Here is a 16,159-nt window from a genome sequence, read left to right on the forward strand (position 1 = left end):
GTTTAGCTAGCTCTGATTGAGCAGCCTGACACCCAGACGGCTCTGTCGCAAGTATTGCTCCAACTGTCATTCCGACTTTGGTTTTGTTAACGCGCGCTCGGATAAACAGAATGCTAAAAGGCTTTGGTTGTCCGGCATCGTTTGAGATGGTGAGCCGAAAATACCTCAATACCATAGTTGAACAAGATCATCGTTTCATCAAAGGTCAGATCAGGCCAACGTTGGGTTCCAAATCAACCACTGCAACTGTATCTGCTTTACCCCCGAGAAGCTGGAGGCTAGAGCCATTGCAAAGCTGTTCCACCCGGAAACCAGGGAGCTTGTTGGCTATATGTACCTTTGGCAAACAGGCGAACAAAATCCAATGTGGATCAGTGAGGAAGTATTGAATGCTATTGTGGAGCCACTCTCTGGCGAATGTCCAGATTGGCCTCCTGGCCAGCCTCTTCTGGAGAAAAAATGACACAAATCTCGATCCGAAGATTTGATTCCGTCTCTACCTACACAATTGCCAAGGATCGCGCCTAGGCCGCGACGTGCGGGCCCCTGAATTTATGTCAGTAATTCACGCCCCAGAACCTTTGGGCCTTTGGAGCGCATAAAAACGGATGTTTTTACCGTTCCAAATTGCGAAATCTGATCAACAAGCGTCTCTAACTCGCTAGGTTCCGAAAAAATCGCTCGAATAAAGAAACATTCTTCCCCAGTTGCCCGGATATACTCGATGATGTTTGGAGTCTGATCGAAGCGCTCCATGCAATTCTTAATATTCTCATGTGACGTGCTCAGCCGGATGATCGCGCTCATCTTTATGCCCAGCTTATTCGGGTTCACAATGGCGCGATACCCCAGAATAACCCCATCAGCTTCAAGCCTGGCAACACGCTCCGACACAGCAGGTTGGGATAAACCGATGCGCCTGCCCAGGTCAGATAGTGAGATGCGGCCTTCTTTCTGGAGATGCTCCAAGATTGTAATATCTCTGCTATCCAATGCTCTGATGGATTCCATGTTAAGATGCCCCCTTACCTTTAATTCATCGGCTAATAAGTAGAAATTCCGATAGTATCACATTCATTAGAGGGATACGAAAGAATACTATAGCCCTTGTATTTATGATATCTAAGAGGGCAGATGTGAAGAAAATTACCTTGCCAGGCTGGAATGGGTCTGACGAACTTCATTGGCAAAGTCAGTGGGAAGAGGAATTCACCGACTACGTAAGGTTCCAACCTGGGTCCTGGGAAAATCCGGAACTTGAAGACTGGATTTCAGCTCTTGATATGGCCATTGCGCAAAGCTCAGAGCCTCCTGTGTTGGTTGCCCATAGCCTGGCTTGCCTCATGATCGTGGAATATATGGCGCGTCGAGAGAGCAAAATTGCCGGGGCCTTTCTTGTCGGCATGCCTGATCCCGACGGCCCCATTTTTCCGGTGGAAGAAGCGGGAAGTTTCAGATCCGTTCCGATGGTAAAATTAAATCGCCCAGCTGTCATCGTCGCAAGTACGAATGATCCCTACGACCAAAACGGCTTCGCTGAACGGTGTTCGCGCGCCTGGGGCGCAGATCTCGTGAATATCGGCGAGAAGGAGCACGTTTCATATAATGTAGGCTTCTGGCTGGAGGGGCAGAATTTGTTAACTGCGTTTTGCGCGGGACTGACGCACTCCTCAGTTGATAGCAGCTGAAATTGCCCTGGACAGCAAGAGACTGTACGGATTGCGTGCCTCGCGCACGGTGTGATCGTATAGCTGGTAATGAAATGGTCAACCGACGTCGCCTTCGAAGAAATTTGCGACAAAACCTTACCCAAGGTCTAAGTCGTTCGGGATTGACTTAGCGGTGATATCAGCTTGCCTTCGCAACCAGCTGACGAAACGCTTTATTGCCGGTCGACTAGCATGTTCCACAGGAAAGGTGAGCCAGTAGTCTTCGCCACTATGCACAGAGTTATGGAACGGCGCGACAAGACGCCCATCGGCGATATCCTCTTGGATCAACGCTTCGAACAGCAGAGAAACGCCTTTACCAGAGAGCGCGGCGCGCCTCAGAGCACCAGAATCGCTTATTTGTTGACTTCTAATGTCGTCGACGTGAACACCGCTATTGCTGAACCAAGCGCGCCAGTCGTCAATCTTGAATTCATGATAGAGACTGCAGTCTAAGAGTTTCGCTACCTCTTTAGTTGCAAAGTGTTCGCGCGCATATTCAGGGCTGCAAACCGGGGTCAACGCGCCGGATATGATCTTTTCGGCGATTATCCTTTTCTGCGTCGGTTTCAAACTCCAATTTAACCCCACATCTATGTGGCCGTCTTCGAAGCGTGGTGGATCATATGAGTGTGTGAGCCTTATGTCCAAGTCTGGGTTATCATTGATGAACTTTAGTAGCTTTGGCGTGAACCACACGACTGAAAGGAAGGGCGAAACCGAAACGTTGAGGATATCGTCCACTGTACGGTGTCTTGCAGCCTCCAGCGCGCGATCAATTTGAGCAAGCCCGGCACTCAACTCAGACAAGAGCGATTTTCCCTCGGCCGTCAGTGATACGTGCCGGGTTGTCCTGTCGAGCAATCGACAGTTCATGTCTAGCTCTAGAGCTGCGACATGGCGGCTTACTGCGGATTGACTGATGCCAAGTTCGGCCGCCGCCTTTGAGAAGCTAGTGTTGCGCCCAACGGCAGCGAACGCTCTCAGCACACTCATCGAAAAACGAGACATATGACTTCCAGTCATTAATGACGTTGGAAAATATATTTGTCCAAAAGTCCCATCTTGTGAAGGCTGCAGAAAGTTCAAGAACCAAATCCACAGCGAGCAAGCGAATGAATGAACACAAGAGCGCTGCCGAGATCCGCAAGGGCGACCTGCCCGTGATGATCCTCAGCGAAGCGGATGTAGAGCGTTTCACCGAACCCAGAGAATTGCTCGACGGCTTGTTTGAGGGTTTCAAGCAAGTCGCACGTGGAGAGATGCAGGTACCTCCACGACCAGAGATCACTGTGCCAAGAAAGGGCTTCATGCTGTCGATGCCGGCATGGGTTCCAGGGGGACCAATGATGGTGAAGATGGTCAATGTGTTTGAGGGAAACCTTGAACTCGATCTGCCAAATCATCTGGCAACAATCTTACTATTCGACCAAGATAACGGGAACACCCTCTGTGTAATGGATGGGACGTACATCACCGGCATTAGAACGGCCGCCAGCGCCGTTGTGTCGGTGGAAGCCCTGTCAAAAGAGGATTCAAGAGTAGCAACTCTTGTTGGCGCTGGAGTTCAAGGACGCGAGCACCTTGCCCTTCTCCCTTTGGTGCGGAGGTTCGACAAAATCTTTGTCTCGTCTTTGGTACATGAAGACGCGGTTCGCCTTGCCGACACTTGTCCTATCGCCGAAGCTACGGACGACTTGGAGTCCGCCGTCCGTCAATCTGATGTGGTGTGTCTCGCTAGCCATTCATATGATCCGGTGATCGACAGCGACTGGGTCCGCGAAGGTACACATGTCTCTTCTGTAGGTTACGCCCCACCGCACGGAGAACTGCCAATCGACCTCATCGCCCGCGGCAGGCTGTTCGTTGAGGATCTCTGCGCTTTCCAGCCAACCCCCGTCGGCTGCGGCGAACTGGCAGGATTAGACCCGAAGACAGGTTTGGTGATCGGCGAGGAGTTGCTGCGCTCCGATCGCCCCCGGCACAATGATGCCGAAATCACCATCTACAAAGCGATGGGTATCGCAATGGAAGACTTGGTAGCAGCCAACAACGCCTATGCTCGCGCGAAGGCGGCCCACCATTCCACTGTCGCAATCCTCTGAAAAGGCAACAAATTGCATTCGTCCGATACCGATTGAGATTGTCAGACGGAAACACCTCAATAACCTCATTGAGAAAGACCATCGCTTCCTAAAACGTCGGATCGCCGAGCACATAAAGGGCTGAATAATCGGATCGAAGGATCACACAGACCCACTCGAAAACGCGAAAAACTCTTGGGACGCTTCAAGTCGCCAAAACAAGCGCGAAGGGTCCCTGCCCCTCACGATCAGATCAGAACCGCCTTTCGACCCCGCCGCTATCAACTCTCCATCGTCTCATACCGTCACGCCAGAACCGATGCTTTCGGCCTCTGGGACGGTTATGTTGCCGAAATGAACGTCTGACAGAAACTGGCCGCACCATTCTCAATCACACGCAAACAAGATGGCAATGCCCTTCCAGGGCCCGGCATGAAACAACGTAGCGCAAGTAGAAGTAGGTCGCATGCAAGATCGCGTCCTTTGGAAAATGCGCGCCTCTGAATGAGATCGTCACTGTCTGCCTCGATCAACATCCGAGACGCCATTTACGCAAAGACCTCCTAGCCAACAGTTTGCGAGAAGGCCTGTCAGACTGCGTGATAGCCGCCGTCAATAATCAGCTCGGATCCAAGCATGAAGCGAGACTCGTCCGAAGCTAAATACAGTACTGCATCTGCAATCTCTTCCGGCTTCGCCGCTCGGCGAAGCGGTGCACCCCCAAGGAGAGAATCGAGTTTCTCTGGTGTGTCGATAAGATCGGAAGTCATAGGCGTTTCTATGAGGCCAGGATGCAAGGTATTCACGCGGATATTGTCTTCGGCAACTTCAGCCGCAATGGCTTTAGTGAGCAGGCGAACTGCCCCTTTCGACGCACAATAGATTGAAAACCCTGGACGACCCACGAGCGCAAAATTTGATGAAACATTGATAATCGAACCACCCCCAGCTTTTTTCATCAATGGAATTGCACCACGCACCCCCATAAACAAACCGCGAGCATTAATGTTGAAAACACGATCCCACTGCTCCAAGGTACAGTCCTCGACATTGCCAACCGTATACACACCAGCATTGTTGACAAGGATATCGAGCCGACCAAAGTCATCGATCACTTTCTTAAAAACTGAATTCCAAGCTTCTTCGTTCTGCACATCGTGACGGAGAGACGTGGCGGAACCGCCCATGGCTTCCACCAGTTCAACAGTCTCGGCAAGGCCTGCGTCCTTAACGTCGGTAACAAGGACTTTGGCCCCTTCAGCAGATAGTTTGAGCGCGTGGGCGCGCCCCATTCCACCCCCAGCACCAGTGATTATTGCTACTTTCCCGTCGACACGTCCCATTTAGACTCTCCTTATTTTTTAATGCTGGCGTATGAGGTTAATTTTGAGGAATAGCTGAATCGGAACTCCAACTGCCATTCATAGCCTCCATCAGATTATGTTCCGTGATCTCCGGACCTGACAGTTGGCAAGACAGCTCACCGTCGACGAAAACTACGACGCGATGTGCCACCGAGACATAGTCTTCAGGGTCTGTGGAATGAAAGAGAATTACCCGGGGTTCTTCCAAGAGCCCTTGAATGACGCTGTTAATTTGCTTCTTGGCATTCACGTCCACACCACGCATCGGATCATCGATAAGAAGAAGGGACGGGTTAGCTTCAAGCCAACGCGCGAATACCACCTTTTGTTGGTTCCCGCCGGACAGCTCGCCCACTTTCTGCGAAACATCTGCTAATTTGACACCGAGATCACGACAGCGTTCAGTTGCTATGGCGGTCTGTTTCCTTCGGCCGGGAAACAGACCATCCCAACCAAGTGTAAGCGCTCGAACAGCCGACACATTCTCTGTAACTGATTGCCGAAGCGTCAAGCCACACCCTTTTCGGTCGGCAGGGAAGTAGGCGACACCGGATTTCACTGCATCAGCAGAGTTGTTCTTATGCTCTGCTCCGGAAGGCAATGTAATTGACCCCCCCGTGGATTTAGTTCGGCCAAAGAGCACAGAAAAGAGTTCTTCTGGGCCGGATCCGGCATGACCGGCAACACCGACGATTTCCCCATTGGTTGCATTGAATTCCGCAACATTGAGTCCTGAAGCCGTGGTCAGTTTTGAGATTTTTAGTTCAACCCCGTCGGTCCCATCCTGCTTTTGTTCAGGCAGTCTGTCGGCTGAATGTGGCTTTTCACCGAGCATTGCCTCTACGAGTTCCGGGACAGTCGGACGATCGCCCTTTGTCACCAATTTCACCCGCTTGCCATCACGCAGCACGGCGAATCTGTTTGATATATCAAGTAAATGCTCGAGAAAATGTGTGATGTAGATAATCGAAACACCACGCTTGTTAAGATCGCGAAGGACTTTGTGCAGGCGTTCAACTTCACCAACATGTAGAGCGGAAGTCGGTTCGTCCAAAATCAATACCCGCGGTTTCTGCAGGAGAGCCCGGGCAATTTCAACAAGCTGTCTGTCGGCTAGACTGAGAGTTTCGACTTTGGCGGTCAGCGAAACCTGCAATCCCAGCTCATCCAAAGTTTCGCGCGCTGACTTCTCCAAAATATCGTTGGAATTGTGCTTGCTTCCAGGAACCAAGGATAGATTCTCGATGACAGAGAGAGCGGGAAACAAGTTCAATTCCTGAGAAACAAAGCCGATACCTGCTTCCCATGCCTCCAGCATGGAGTTCATTTGCCGTTTTTTGCCATCCAAAAGAATCTCGCCGCTTTCCGCCTTCAGCGCACCGGCGAGAATTCTCATCAACGTTGATTTGCCTGCACCATTTGCGCCTATTACACCGAGGACTTCCCCTCTTCGCAGGTTCAGCGAAACATCAACAAGCGCCGGGTTCTTACCGAAGTTCTTGCAGATGTTCTGGGCCTGAAAGACGTGGTCATTCATAGAAAAATCTCCGGGCGTGCAGTCTCAATTTGTGGAGCAGGGCTCTTGCCCTGCTCTGGGTTTTGTTTAAAGCGGTGGCAGATCATATGCCCCAGTCTCAGCGAAATTACCTTCAGCAACGGCATCCAAAACGACGTTCACATCCTCTTCGAAAAATGCTCGAAGGCCAGGTGCCGGAGTCTTCCACGCCTCGATAAAATTTTCGATGTTTGAGGAATCCACGATTGTAACAGGGAGTTTAGCCCAACCCTGCGGTAATTCTTTGCCTTCGTGGATTGCTTTTGATGCAAGAAGAACCGCTATGTAGCCCTGCAAATAGTGATTTGAGGGCGAAGCAGCCAGAACGAAGCCTCGACGCACGGCATCTCGGATTTCTTCCGGCCCGTCGAATGCCACAGTAACTGCTGACATATCGTCATCTTCAATTATCTTCGCAATGTTTTGTTGGCCTGACTCACAGGCGTCAGCATAGCCGAGCGCATCACGATTAGCTTGGATCGCCTGATTCCAAACAACGAAATTGCCGGAACGGTCTGGCTTTGTCTCAACAACAGGGGGTAGCGTCACATTCGGCATTAGTTCGTTCATCCCAGCCCGAAAGCCCGCGATCCTGTTTTCCAGAACCATCAAACCTGGTACGCATAATCCGACTACAAACGAACCTTCGATTTCCTTTGCAGGTTTGCCCATTTCTGCCGAAAGGTGGTCAGCCACTACTTTGGCGGCGGCCAAACCCTGCTCTTTTGGGTCAGCCGATACAAAAAGATCGTCATAGAACTCGCTCGCTGGGGCGGAATTCGTCCAAACTACCTTTATGCCCTGCGCTTTTGCATCCAATGCAGGCTGGATGAATAGAGCCGCAGCTACATTCGTTACAATCAAGACATCAGGTTGACGTACAGCTTCTCTGACAAAGATTTGCGCCTGCTGCACAGGATCAAAATCGGTCGGACCAACTACGCGGAGGTCGACAGGAAAGTTTAAGTCTGCTGCTGCCTGTTCGGCCCCTGCCTTAAGTTCAGTGTGCCATTCATTTGCCGTGAAAGCCCCTACATAAGTGATGCTTATGGGATCCTGCGACGCTGCTGGACCAACTAGTCCAGCGGCAGCTAAGAACGTCGCGGATATTAGTCCTGCAGTTTTGGTTAGCGAAATCATCGGTCAATCCTCCCTGTCCCGATTTCTTTATGTTATTCAGGCAGACGCGTCCGATCTGCGCCGCTTGAGAAAGCTGTCAAACGCGATTGCCGCGATGATCACGATGCCAGTGATGAAGCGGCCATAGTTTGGGTCGACACCAAAAAATACGATGCCGGACTGGATGATCGATATGATCAAGACGCCCAGCAATGCACCCAGTAACGTCCCTGACCCTCCGGCAAGGGAAGTGCCACCAATGACAACTGCCGCGATAACCTGTAGTTCTTTGGCGGCACCCAAACCGGGATCCACGGCTTTGAAATATGCTAGTGTCAATACGCCGGACACCGCGCACAAGAATCCCATTCCCGCCATCGTAATGACTTTTATCCTATTCACCCGAATACCTAAGAATTCGGCTGCATTGTGATTTGAGCCGATCGCGCGCACAGTTGCGCCGTACCGAGAGCGAAAGAAGACGAAGTGCAATACGATCCCGAGCCCTAGCATAACCCAGGTCGAAGCTGGCAATCCGAGAAATTCACCGCCAAATATCTGAAAGAACGCATGATCGCGCGGCATGCCAAATACTGGACGTGCGCCGGAGATAATGAGGTTCAAACCGTAGAAGACAGATAACGTTCCAAGAGAGACAATTATTAGCGGCACAGATAACAGAATGGTAAGCCAACTGTTTAACGCCCCTAAAACTGTTCCAAATAAAAGTGCGGCGGCAACAGCTAACCAAGGATCAAATCCAGCCTCTATTATCAACGCTGCAAGCATTGCGCTAATGGAGTAGATTGCCCCAATAGACAGGTCGATCTCGATCATTGCAATTAGGTAAACCATTCCAAACGCCATAATTGCAATGAAGGCACCATCCCGCAGAATTGACTTGAGTGAGCCCAGCGAAAAAAGTGCTGGATTAGGGATTCCCACAATTAGCACCAAGACAATTAGTCCAATAATTAGACCGAATTCATCTATTTTGGTTAAGCGTCGCAAATAGTCGCCCATTAGACCCAAAGCCTCTTCACTTGTTCATTTTTTGATTTCACGTTTGGTGCTTCTAGACGAAGCACCAGCCCCCATCGACCAGCAGGGTTTGGCCCGTAATAAAAGCGGCATCGTCTGATGCAAGGAACGCCATTGGACCAACGAGATCTTCCGGTGTCTCTGTTCGTTTTATCGATTGTTGTTCAGCAATGGCGTCAAACCATTCCGCATTCGGACCAGATTCTGTCGTTTCTGTCTTAACGAGCCCTGGTGCAATACAATTTACAGTGATACCGAATTGCCCAATTTCTTTTGCCAGCCCACGTGAAAAACCGATAAGCCCAGCCTTAGTAGCGGAATAGTGACTGTACATCTCAATTCCTGAGTGGAAAGTCGTCGAAGAAATCGAAATAATCCGACCCCAACCTTTTTCCTTCATCTTTGGGTAAACGGCTTTGGACAGGTGAAACATGGAATCCAGGTTCACTGTCATCAGTTTTCGCCAATCCGCAAAGGTAATATCATCGAACTTCTGCGGGGGGTAGATCCCTGCATTATGAACCAGAATGTCGCAACCACCGAATTCGTGTTCTATGGATGCGTTCATTGATGCGATATCTTCACCAGAACTCATATCGCATTCGATTGCCATCGCCCTGACACCACAATCTTGCGCAACCCGGATAGAGACGTCCGCATTGGCGATATCCGCCACAACAATGTTTGCCCCTTCCTCCGCAAGACGTTTCACGAATGCCCTGCCGATGCCATTGGCTCCCCCTGTCACAAGCGCAGTCTTGCCCTTTATTCCATTCATTATTTCTTCCTCTTAACACATCCAAAACGGGATGCTTTCACACAGCAGGTCATTGGCGAATGCTCATGCGTATTCATTTTAACTAAGTGTTTTCACGTCCTCTGCAGGGCTCGCCGACCAAAATTAATTAGGTTTTTTAGCTATGTAATATTAGTATGTCAAATACTTAATTCTTGAAAGATTATTACCCTATGGTCAGGGTTCATGACCAGTAGATGGATGTGTCGCAAACTTTTGGGATGGCCAGAGTCAGCGTCTTACTGGGCACACTTATCCTGCGATCTCGGCAAATAGCCGAAAGCCAGACGTTGTATTGTTGGTGAATTGCTGCTTTCGGAACACGTTGGCGACCTCGATACCGTCCAAAGTAGCCGATACGGATCTAAACGATTTGAACCCGCACATGTGTCGTCCGCGGCGCTTGATAAACCGATGATCCTGTTCGATCAGGTTATTCAAATACTTGGACCTGACCGTTTGGATTTTGGCTGGGCAGCCAAACCGACTAAGGATTTTGTTCACCTCTCGAATGCCCGCCGCGTTGGCGTCACTTTTGTCGATAACGATCTTGCTCGGGACACCATTTGACCACAGAGCTGTGCCAAAGAACCTTGCGGCTGCTCGACGGTTCCTCCGCTCGGACAGCATGAAATCAAGGGTATTTCCTGCGTTGTTGACGGCCCGATAGAGGTATATCCATTTGCCGTGAACTCCAACGTATGTCTCGTCCATGCGCCAGGATCTCTGCGTTGGGCGCTTCTTCAATTGCGCTCGCGCAGCAATCATCGGTGAATACTTCACAACCCACATGTTGAGAGTTGCGTGGTCCACCTGCACGCCGCGTTCGGCCATGATTTCTTCCAAGTCACGATACGACACTGTGTCCCGCAGGTAGAAGTGCACAGCGTACAAAACTGCATCCTTGGGAAAATGAAAGCCTTTCAAGGAAATCTTGCTGAAACCTGTTGGAGAACAATGCGCTGAAAACAGACGCCCGAACCTGCGGGCTCGTCAATCCAGACAAAAAGACTGCAACGCAACCCTGGCTTGCCACTCTGCGCTGTCAGAGACTTTTTGACCAAACTGGTTTCCTGAGATTTATTAAAGTAGTAGAGATCGGTTCTTTGGCACTTGTTTCTTTTGCGGTGCTTAGGCTAGTTTCCGTGCACGCAGGGGAGTCCCACCGAGGGGACTGAGAGGCTGACAGGGCATTGCCCGGTGACGCGACCCTTTGAACCTGACCCAGTTGATACTGGCGTAGGAAGCTAGGGCACGCAGGCCATAGATCCTGGCAGGCGTTCTCCGAAAAGAGGGCTTTCCGCCTTCTCGTTTCCCCAAGCCAAAACTCATCTGGTGTCTTTTTGAGTTGAACCGCTTGAGGAGCACCAAAATGAACGTCCCCAACCCCAAAATCACCACGGGTGAGCTGCCTGCATCCCGCAAAATCTATGTGTCCGGCATGATGCACCCTGACATCCGCGTGCCGATGCGTGAGATTTCGGTTCATCCTACCGCAGGTGAACCGCCGCTGCCGGTCTATGACAGTTCCGGCCCCTATACCGACCCCAATGTTCTGACCGATATCAAACAGGGGCTCGCCCCGCTGCGCCGAACATGGATCGAGGCGCGCAGTGATGTCGAGGAGTATGAAGGGCGCGAGATCAAGCCCGAGGACAACGGCTTTGTCGAAGGTGACCGGCTGACGCCTGAGTTTCCCGTGCGGCCTCGCCCTCTGCGCGCCAAAGACGGTCAGGCCGTCACCCAACTGGCCTATGCCCGCGCCGGGATCATCACGCCCGAAATGGAATTCATCGCCATCCGCGAAAATCAATTGCGCGAGGCTGTGGCAGAACAGCGGGAAGGCAAGGATTGGGGCGCCAACATCCCCGATTACGTGACCCCGGAATTCGTGCGGGATGAAGTCGCTGCAGGACGCGCCATCATCCCCGCCAATATCAACCATCCAGAAATCGAGCCAATGATCATCGGGCGCAATTTTCTGGTTAAGATTAACGCCAATATGGGCACTTCTGCCGTGACCTCTTCGATGGAAGAGGAAGTGGACAAGATGGTCTGGGCAATCCGCTGGGGCGCGGACACGGTGATGGACCTGTCCACCGGGCGCAACATCCACAACACTCGCGAGTGGATCATCCGCAACAGCCCGGTGCCGATTGGCACGGTGCCGCTCTATCAAGCGTTGGAGAAGGTCAACGGCATCGCCGAGGATCTGACATGGGAGGTGTTCCGCGACACGCTGATCGAACAGGCCGAGCAAGGCGTGGACTACTTCACCATTCACGCGGGCGTGCGACTGCACATGGTGCCGATGACAGTGAACCGCGTGACCGGCATCGTCTCGCGCGGCGGGTCGATCATGGCCAAGTGGTGCCTGCATCATCACAAGGAAAGCTTCCTCTATGAGCATTTTGAGGAAATCTGCGACATCTGCCGGGCCTATGACGTGTCCTTTAGCCTCGGCGACGGCCTACGCCCCGGCTCGATTGCTGACGCCAATGACGAAGCACAATTTGCCGAATTGGAAACGCTGGGCGAACTGACCAAGATCGCTTGGGCCAAGGATTGCCAAGTAATGATCGAAGGGCCGGGCCACGTGGCCATGCACAAGATCAAAGAGAACATGGACAAGCAGTTGGAGTGCTGTCACGAGGCGCCCTTCTACACGCTTGGCCCCCTAACCACAGATATCGCACCGGGCTACGACCACATCACCAGCGGTATCGGTGCCGCGATGATCGGATGGTTTGGTTGCGCGATGCTCTGCTACGTCACGCCCAAGGAACATCTTGGGCTGCCAGACCGGGACGACGTGAAAACGGGCGTCATCACCTATAAGATCGCGGCCCATGCCGCCGATCTGGCCAAGGGTCTGCCGGGCGCGCAACGTCGCGATGACGCCCTTTCCCGCGCTCGGTTCGAATTCCGCTGGGAAGATCAGTTCAATTTGTCGCTCGACCCTGATACGGCGCGCGAATTCCACGATCAGACCTTGCCGAAACAGGCGCACAAAGTGGCGCATTTCTGTTCTATGTGCGGGCCGAAATTCTGCTCAATGCGGATCAGCCACGACATTCGAACCGAGGCACAGAAAGAAGGGATGGACGCGATGGCCGCCAAGTTCCGCGAAGGGGGGAAACTGTACGTTCCTTTCGAGGAGTAAGCAAAATCTTCCTAGAGGTGGGGCTTGTCTACCGAGCCTCGCCTATGCATCAATACCGTTGAGCTCTTCAAACGCTCTCATCGAACCGGCAAGGTGGCGCATTCAAAGCGGATAGGGCACCGGTTTAACTCCTGTCACAACTTGTTTCGTTAATATTTACGGTTGTTTCGCAAACTTTCAGAGTGACCAAAGCCAACGTCTAACTGGGCACACTTATCCTGCGATCTCTGCAAACATTCGAAATCCAGAAACTGTCGCGGTTGGGAATTGGCGAGTATTGTGCAACCCACCTATTCAATGTGGCGTGATCAACGGAAACACCCCGTTCAGCTATGATCTCAAAGAAATCACGATAGGATACCGTGTCGCGCAGACAAAAGTACACAGCGTACAAAACCACTTCCTTGGGGAAATGGCAGCCTTACAAAGAGACCTTTCTGAAACCTGCTCGCGATTGATGGGAATGCAAAAAGCACCAGGACACGCGATTAGGTCAAACTCGATCCAAAGTTTGCGACACAACTGACGGTGGCGGCTGAACGATCAGATATGCTCTAGCCGGTGCGTGATCTGACCATTGCACATCGTCAGAATGCACTTCACCTCATGCTTTCCTTCGCGCGCCAGACTGTCCAGATCGCCCTCAAGCAAAATCAGATCGGCCAGCATTCCCTGCTCAAGCCGGCCGACACGATCCTCATCAAACGCGGCATAGGCCGCCCGTTCGGTATAGGCCTGGAAACACTCATCCAGCGTGAGCCGCTGATCGGGAACATCTTCGGCCCAGGGTTTGCGGATCATCGCCGTCTGGATGGCAAAAAGCGGATCGAGCGGAGAGATCGGCCAGTCTGTCGCGAACGCAATCGGTACGCCTTCATCATGGATTCTGCGCCAGGCAAAGGCGTTTTTCCAACGGGCGCGGCCCATCAATGTAATCGTGGGTTCCAGCGGCAGGCCCGCACTACCCGGGGGGTGAACCGGCTGCATTGAGGCGGTGACGCCCAGTTCGCGCAGACGCGGGATGTCTTCGTCACGTATCGTGTCGATATGTTCGATCCGGTGGCGGCTGTCACGCGGGCCGTTGGCATTGCGCGCCGCCTCGTACCCGTCAAGCACGTTACGCACGGCGCCATCTCCAACGGCATGCACGCTGATCTGCCAATTCAGCCGATCAGCCTCGGTGCAGAGCGCATTGAATGTTTCGGGCGGGATGATTGGCTGCGCAGCAAAGCCGGGCCTATCGGGGTATTCGTCGGTCACCAGAGCGGTCCAATTGTCGAACACGCCGTCCATGAACATCTTGAACCGGCCCACGGTCAGCATTTCTGTGGCACCCTCTTCCATGCGGGCGGCGATACCAGCCAAATCTTCAGGTCTTGAGGCTTCCGACAGCCCGTAGGGCAATTCGATGCGGGTATGCAATTCTCCGCGGCGATCCAGTTCGCGCAACAGGTTCAACTGATGAAAATTGCCATCCATGTTGATGATTTTGGTGATTCCATGCGCGGCGCAGTAATCAAGCGCTTGGCGCAGCACGGCCAGATCACCTTCGAATTCTTCGGACGTTACCGGCGCGGGTTCGGTCCCGCGGGTGCCTTGCCATTCGCGACCACCGGTGGCGGACAGGCGGGCAACCAGGTTCATCGCATCAGATTCGCGCAATTCACCCGAGGCCAACCCGTCTTGGCCCATTTCGACACTGGCCTCGCCGTCAATGTCATGCCCTTGCAGGATACCGGCCAGGTCCAGCGCCCGGGTATTGGCCCATCCGGTATGGCCATCCACGGCGACGATAAAAAGCGGTCGGTCGGCCAGGATCCGGTCCAGACTATGCCGGTCGGGGCGAATATCTTCACCAAACATTGTGTAGTTGGCGCTAAAGCCGCAGACCAGTGGCATGTCCGGATGTGCCTGTGAATGGGCACGGATCGCGTCGCGCACGGCATCTTCGCCAAAACTGGTCAGCAGATCACATTGCGTCAGGGTGGCACCACCGGCAAACAGATGCATGTGGCTTTCGAAAAAACCTGGCAATGCCTTGGCGCCTTTTGCATCGATTTGCCTGGTCTGGGGACCGGCAAGTTGAAGGATATCCGCGTCTGGCCCAATCGCAGTAATCTTCGACCCAGTGACTGCGATTGCCATGCCACCCTGGCCCGGTCCGGTCCCATCGGCAAGCTGCAGATTGTGAAGGAGATAGTTGGGTGCTGTAGACATAATCGGCCCTATTCAATCTGAAATTGGGGGTGCACCGTCGATCAGACCGGCGGTGCAATGGCGCATCTTTCAGCTATTGCAGCAGCTGCTCCCAAACCTTGGTCACCAAATCCTGTGCCTCGGGGGAACAGGCTTTGGAGAAGTTCACCGGCACGGTCGGATAAAGCTCGGGCGCGGTTTCGGGCGTATAGACCGTCTTTTCAGGATCCGTGGCAAAAGGCGAAGCATAGCCGTAATAGTTGAACTGGATCGTCGCGTTTTCCGGACTGCTCATAAAGTTGATAAACGTCTTGGCGCTGTCGATGTTTTTTGCACCTTTCGGAACCACCATCGAATCCAGCCATCCGACCAGACCTTCCTTGGGCATCGCATATTCCAACGGCACACCGCTGGCCTTGCGCAGCTTCATGCTGGACCCGCCCCACCAGAAATGCGCGGCCACTTCGCCGCCGCCCAGCCGGTTTTCGATGTTATCGCTGGAATAGACGACCACATCCTCTTTCTGCTTTTTCAGCAGGTCGAGAACCTTCTTCATTTCGGCCGGTTCTTCGCTGCAATATTCGATACCCAGATAGTTCTGCGCCGCGCTGATGACCTCGTCCGGGTAGGGCAGAACGGCGATGTTGTTCCGTAGCGCGCCTTCGGGTTCAAAGAATACCGACCAAGAATCCACCGGACCGTCATATTTATCGCGATTCACGCTGAAACCTGCGGTGCCATAGGCGAAGGGGATCGAATAGTCGTTGTTCGGGTCCCACCAGTGACCGCGCCACCTTTCATCGACCCGTTCAAGAGCGTCCAATTCGTGGGCGTCGATATCTTGCAGCAGACCTTCGTCGATCATGATGCGGACAAAGTGCTGCGATGGAACGACCAGATCATAGCCTGAACTGCCCGCTTGCAGTTTCGTCAGCAGGTCTTCGTTCGAACTGTACCCATCGGTGGTCACCTCGATGCCGGTCTCGGCCTCGAATTTTTCGATCAGTTCCGGTGCAACGGAGCCTGTCCAGGTATAAAGATTAAGCTGTCCTTCGGCCTGCACTGCGGTGGACAGGGCAATCAGCATGGCCCCCGCCGCAATAGTGGATTTAAGTGTCATAGTGTCCTCCTT

At 52.7% G+C, this 16,159-nt stretch carries 13 protein-coding genes, 4 pseudogenes and 1 riboswitch; of the genes and pseudogenes, 5 read left to right on the forward strand and 12 right to left on the reverse strand.

Annotation, left to right across the window (positions count from 1 at the left end; translation table 11 throughout):
- Positions 1–155 precede the first annotated feature (155 nt).
- Positions 156–248: pseudogene (locus ACR0IY_RS09850) on the forward strand (IS6 family transposase); the annotation flags it as partial.
- A 304-nt stretch (positions 249–552) separates the two neighbouring features.
- Here ACR0IY_RS09850 and ACR0IY_RS09855 read toward each other — a convergent pair.
- Positions 553–1,011, reverse strand: a complete 459-nt coding sequence (locus ACR0IY_RS09855; protein ID WP_480672708.1) for an Lrp/AsnC family transcriptional regulator — start codon at positions 1,009–1,011, stop codon at positions 553–555.
- A 125-nt stretch (positions 1,012–1,136) separates the two neighbouring features.
- Between ACR0IY_RS09855 and ACR0IY_RS09860 the strand changes: the two genes are divergently transcribed.
- Positions 1,137–1,688, forward strand: a complete 552-nt coding sequence (locus ACR0IY_RS09860) for an RBBP9/YdeN family alpha/beta hydrolase (protein WP_480672710.1) — start codon at positions 1,137–1,139, stop codon at positions 1,686–1,688.
- 117 nt (positions 1,689–1,805) lie between these two features.
- Here ACR0IY_RS09860 and ACR0IY_RS09865 read toward each other — a convergent pair whose 3' ends face one another.
- On the reverse strand, positions 1,806–2,720 hold the full coding sequence (locus tag ACR0IY_RS09865; RefSeq protein WP_480672712.1) for a LysR substrate-binding domain-containing protein: 915 nt from the start codon (positions 2,718–2,720) through the stop codon (positions 1,806–1,808).
- Between the two features lie 104 nt (positions 2,721–2,824).
- Between ACR0IY_RS09865 and ACR0IY_RS09870 the strand changes: the two genes are divergently transcribed.
- Together ACR0IY_RS09870 and ACR0IY_RS09875 are read left to right on the forward strand one after the other, a co-directional pair.
- Entirely contained in the window at positions 2,825–3,814 is a 990-nt protein-coding gene (locus ACR0IY_RS09870; RefSeq protein WP_480672714.1) for an ornithine cyclodeaminase family protein, read from the forward strand.
- Positions 3,815–3,913: 99 nt separating this feature from the next.
- Positions 3,914–4,159 (forward strand): annotated as a pseudogene (locus tag ACR0IY_RS09875) (IS6 family transposase); the annotation flags it as partial.
- A gap of 52 nt (positions 4,160–4,211) precedes the next feature.
- Here ACR0IY_RS09875 and ACR0IY_RS09880 read toward each other — a convergent pair.
- The 7 genes and pseudogenes from ACR0IY_RS09880 to ACR0IY_RS09910 form a co-directional block, all read right to left on the reverse strand.
- A pseudogene (locus ACR0IY_RS09880) lies at positions 4,212–4,310 on the reverse strand (IS6 family transposase); the annotation flags it as partial.
- A gap of 73 nt (positions 4,311–4,383) precedes the next feature.
- On the reverse strand, positions 4,384–5,136 hold the full coding sequence (locus tag ACR0IY_RS09885) for an SDR family NAD(P)-dependent oxidoreductase (protein WP_480672716.1): 753 nt from the start codon (positions 5,134–5,136) through the stop codon (positions 4,384–4,386).
- Between the two features lie 37 nt (positions 5,137–5,173).
- Positions 5,174–6,694: a sugar ABC transporter ATP-binding protein gene (locus ACR0IY_RS09890; RefSeq protein ID WP_480672718.1), complete on the reverse strand. Its 1,521-nt coding sequence runs from the start codon at positions 6,692–6,694 to the stop codon at positions 5,174–5,176.
- A 66-nt stretch (positions 6,695–6,760) separates the two neighbouring features.
- Positions 6,761–7,852 (reverse strand): sugar ABC transporter substrate-binding protein, encoded by a 1,092-nt coding sequence (locus ACR0IY_RS09895; RefSeq protein ID WP_480672720.1) that lies wholly within the window; start codon positions 7,850–7,852, stop codon positions 6,761–6,763.
- Positions 7,853–7,888: 36 nt separating this feature from the next.
- Positions 7,889–8,854, reverse strand: a complete 966-nt coding sequence (locus tag ACR0IY_RS09900; protein WP_480672722.1) for an ABC transporter permease — start codon at positions 8,852–8,854, stop codon at positions 7,889–7,891.
- Positions 8,855–8,906: 52 nt separating this feature from the next.
- Positions 8,907–9,650 (reverse strand): SDR family NAD(P)-dependent oxidoreductase, encoded by a 744-nt coding sequence (locus ACR0IY_RS09905; protein WP_480672724.1) that lies wholly within the window; start codon positions 9,648–9,650, stop codon positions 8,907–8,909.
- 270 nt (positions 9,651–9,920) lie between these two features.
- Positions 9,921–10,601 (reverse strand): IS6 family transposase, encoded by a 681-nt coding sequence (locus ACR0IY_RS09910; RefSeq protein WP_480672791.1) that lies wholly within the window; start codon positions 10,599–10,601, stop codon positions 9,921–9,923.
- Between the two features lie 210 nt (positions 10,602–10,811).
- Positions 10,812–10,931: riboswitch (TPP riboswitch) on the forward strand.
- A gap of 109 nt (positions 10,932–11,040) precedes the next feature.
- Between ACR0IY_RS09910 and thiC the strand changes: the two genes are divergently transcribed.
- Complete coding sequence (gene thiC / locus ACR0IY_RS09915) at positions 11,041–12,831, forward strand: phosphomethylpyrimidine synthase ThiC (protein ID WP_480672726.1); 1,791 nt, start codon at positions 11,041–11,043, stop codon at positions 12,829–12,831.
- Between the two features lie 271 nt (positions 12,832–13,102).
- Here the strand turns inward: thiC and ACR0IY_RS09920 are convergent.
- The 3 genes and pseudogenes from ACR0IY_RS09920 to ACR0IY_RS09930 all read right to left on the reverse strand — a co-directional run.
- Positions 13,103–13,231, reverse strand: a pseudogene (locus ACR0IY_RS09920) (IS6 family transposase); the annotation flags it as partial.
- A gap of 143 nt (positions 13,232–13,374) precedes the next feature.
- Positions 13,375–15,048 (reverse strand): amidohydrolase, encoded by a 1,674-nt coding sequence (locus ACR0IY_RS09925; RefSeq protein ID WP_480672728.1) that lies wholly within the window; start codon positions 15,046–15,048, stop codon positions 13,375–13,377.
- Between the two features lie 73 nt (positions 15,049–15,121).
- Positions 15,122–16,147: an extracellular solute-binding protein gene (locus ACR0IY_RS09930; protein WP_480672730.1), complete on the reverse strand. Its 1,026-nt coding sequence runs from the start codon at positions 16,145–16,147 to the stop codon at positions 15,122–15,124.
- Positions 16,148–16,159 lie beyond the last annotated feature (12 nt).

The sequence above is a fragment of the Ruegeria sp. BC1 genome (assembly GCF_056539305.1).

Coding starts and splice junctions, on each gene's coding strand:
- ACR0IY_RS09855 (WP_480672708.1), bottom strand. CDS start 1,011: ATGGAATCCATCAGAGCATTGGATAGCAGAGATATTACAATCTTGGAG.
- ACR0IY_RS09865 (WP_480672712.1), bottom strand. CDS start 2,720: ATGTCTCGTTTTTCGATGAGTGTGCTGAGAGCGTTCGCTGCCGTTGGG.
- ACR0IY_RS09870 (WP_480672714.1), top strand. CDS start 2,825: ATGAATGAACACAAGAGCGCTGCCGAGATCCGCAAGGGCGACCTGCCC.
- ACR0IY_RS09885 (WP_480672716.1), bottom strand. CDS start 5,136: ATGGGACGTGTCGACGGGAAAGTAGCAATAATCACTGGTGCTGGGGGT.
- ACR0IY_RS09890 (WP_480672718.1), bottom strand. CDS start 6,694: ATGAATGACCACGTCTTTCAGGCCCAGAACATCTGCAAGAACTTCGGT.
- ACR0IY_RS09895 (WP_480672720.1), bottom strand. CDS start 7,852: ATGATTTCGCTAACCAAAACTGCAGGACTAATATCCGCGACGTTCTTA.
- ACR0IY_RS09900 (WP_480672722.1), bottom strand. CDS start 8,854: ATGGGCGACTATTTGCGACGCTTAACCAAAATAGATGAATTCGGTCTA.
- ACR0IY_RS09905 (WP_480672724.1), bottom strand. CDS start 9,650: ATGAATGGAATAAAGGGCAAGACTGCGCTTGTGACAGGGGGAGCCAAT.
- thiC (WP_480672726.1), top strand. CDS start 11,041: ATGAACGTCCCCAACCCCAAAATCACCACGGGTGAGCTGCCTGCATCC.
- ACR0IY_RS09925 (WP_480672728.1), bottom strand. CDS start 15,048: ATGTCTACAGCACCCAACTATCTCCTTCACAATCTGCAGCTTGCCGAT.
- ACR0IY_RS09930 (WP_480672730.1), bottom strand. CDS start 16,147: ATGACACTTAAATCCACTATTGCGGCGGGGGCCATGCTGATTGCCCTG.